Origin of the sequence: Bartonella refiksaydamii, assembly GCF_902652675.1 — a bacterium.
GTDB lineage: Bacteria > Pseudomonadota > Alphaproteobacteria > Rhizobiales > Rhizobiaceae > Bartonella > Bartonella refiksaydamii.
Genome location: NZ_LR736363.1, coordinates 1 through 1,606, shown reverse-complemented (window position 1 = coordinate 1,606; position 1,606 = coordinate 1). Strand labels below are relative to the sequence as shown.

2 protein-coding genes are annotated in these 1,606 nt (G+C 33.9%); both read right to left on the bottom strand.

Features of this window, described 5'->3' with window-relative positions; genetic code table 11:
- Positions 1-763: 763 nt before the first annotated feature.
- Positions 764-1,369, bottom strand: a complete 606-nt coding sequence (locus GQO39_RS08445) for an invasion associated locus B family protein (RefSeq protein WP_156851762.1) — start codon at positions 1,367-1,369, stop codon at positions 764-766.
- Positions 1,366-1,606: YadA-like family protein (locus tag GQO39_RS08440; RefSeq protein ID WP_156851761.1), on the bottom strand; the 241-nt coding region annotated here is incomplete at its 5' end. The genes GQO39_RS08440 and GQO39_RS08445, both read right to left, overlap by 4 nt.

The following is a 1,606-nucleotide window of genomic DNA, read 5'->3' as shown; positions in this document are numbered from 1 at the left end:
AAGAGCGCAGATCGCAAAAGATTAGCACTAGAAGCGATAAAAAAGCTCCAAAAAAGTTAGGGATTGAGGAAAAAAACATAATAAAATCAATAATCACTAAATCCCTTACTTTCAAAATAAGACATTGATTTAATTCTTCCTCATATCCCTCTTTATGAACTTGAAAACATAAATTCACTGTTTACATTCATTTTTGTAACTTGCTAGCTTTTCTTTTATATAGTTGGCATAGAATGCGTCTTTATTATGAAAGGATTAATTTATGCTCCTAGAGAATTTTTTGAAAATAATATCTCTTTGTATTCACAAGATAACAGTGTTATAATTGCGCTTTATAAATGACTGAACGCTCATACCACTACCATCAAAATAACTGCAGTACTTCAACGGGGAGTTATTGATGTCAAATAAAATTATTCTAAAAATCCATCAAAACTTTCACAAAAAATAAACTAACCCTCCCCTTGTTCGAGAGAAAGCGATATTTTTGCCGTTTTTAACTGATTGCTCTCAGTTATTTTTTTACTGTTAACAATCAACGTACTGCGCTCTATAAGACCTGTAAAAAAACTCACTCTTGGTTTTCTATTATATAGAAACAGTTTCTTATAATTTTACATTTGTAAAATTCACTTCTTGTGTGAATAAATTATCTCTATAGCGTGTTGTATAAAATTTCTTATTCATTGCCTCTTCATTTTAACTTTGAAAATACCACACCAAAATTTATGAAAAAATAATTCTACTAAACCTTCTACACAGTCTATCGTTGTAAAGAATTGAGTGCTGTACTTAACCCTTTAAATGGTACAATAAAAGAAAATATCTTTCCCTCTTTAATCTTATAGGAAATACGCACTTTTTTGTCTTGCTCTATCTGTTCACTAAGGACTGCTCCTATAGGCGATTGAGCTAAACAGACCGTTTCATTGCACTGCGTATAATGAATGAGGAGAGGCTTTTTAACACCTTCCAAAAACATTCGAAGTGGAACATTTGTATCAGTATTTGGCAATGTTCGAAAAAGCATTACTGCTTGACCATTTTTCGTAGAAACAAGAGACCAACTAAAAATAGTATTATCTTCCTGATCATGAACAGTCTGAGTCACATTACATATGCCTTGCTTACGCTTTTGTTTTTCATCCTCTTTTTCATCGCAAATCAAAGTCCAATTATAAAATTGCATAATGATCCGACGTGTTTCACCAAGTTCTCCCTTAGGAATAGATAAATGCGGTGGATGTATCGTATAAATATTACTATTCTCATTGGCGAGGCTTACGCCCCTGCCTATGAAGGCTAGGGCGAATAAAATTACCAAAATATTTTTCTTTTTTATAATGATATTAGTTTTTTGTATTATCATCTCAACCTCAGAGTAATCCCTGCACCTACACCCCAGTGCCCTCCAGCACTCGTTACAGATACATTAGAACGGATGTTACCATCTTCAGATGTATAACCAGCACCAATAGCAAAGGCAGATTGACTACGCCATACACCACTACCAAACGAAACGCTTAAAGAGCCAGGCGTATCATAGTAACGTAAGTTAGATACTGCCAAACCAATGGCTGCTGCTTGTCTTGCTTCTTTCCGGACA